This is a genomic window from Mesorhizobium sp. M0701, from assembly GCF_040320365.1.
Classification (GTDB): domain Bacteria; phylum Pseudomonadota; class Alphaproteobacteria; order Rhizobiales; family Rhizobiaceae; genus Mesorhizobium.
In genome coordinates this window covers 1-504 of sequence record NZ_JAMYPO010000139.1, presented here as the reverse complement: position 1 = coordinate 504, position 504 = coordinate 1, and the positions used below count along the sequence as shown (strand labels likewise).

Sequence of the window (504 nt, the reverse complement as noted above, 5' to 3'; positions counted from 1 at the left end):
AGCAGCCTGACGGCCGTCTCTGACTTGCTGCTGGCCGGTCCGGACCTAGTGGAGCAGGGCATGGCCGCCGTGCTCGAGGTTTTCGCCGCGATCCCGCTCGGCGCATACATGGCGATCGTCAATGAGCTGCGCGGCCGCGTTCATCAGGGGCATGCCCTTGCCGGCATCCTCTATGTGCACCTCCGGCGCCTCACGAGGGATCGCTATCGGCAAATGAGACTATTCGGTCCCGGATAACCAAAGCTGACGCATTTCGTTCCGCCGTCGCTTGGATCGACCAGTCGCTCGCGCATGTCGCCGAGGCAGTGGAGCGCATGCCCGATGACAGGTTCCTCGCGAGCACCAGGCCGCGCACGATGAGCCGCGCTCGCCGTCTATCGACCGGTTGCCGCCGTGCTTGAGCGCGAGCGGTGGCGCCGGGTGGCCTGAAGGTCGCGACGAATCAACCGCCGGCCCAGTTCAACCCGCGCGACGTCCTTCAAAGCTGGGGGGATCGATCTTCAT

Annotated in this window: 1 pseudogene; it reads left to right on the top strand. The window is 65.5% G+C overall.

The features are described from left to right. Nucleotides 1–237 (top strand): annotated as a pseudogene (locus tag NKI24_RS35920) (hypothetical protein); the annotation flags it as partial. Between the last annotated feature and the right edge of the window lie 267 nt (nt 238–504).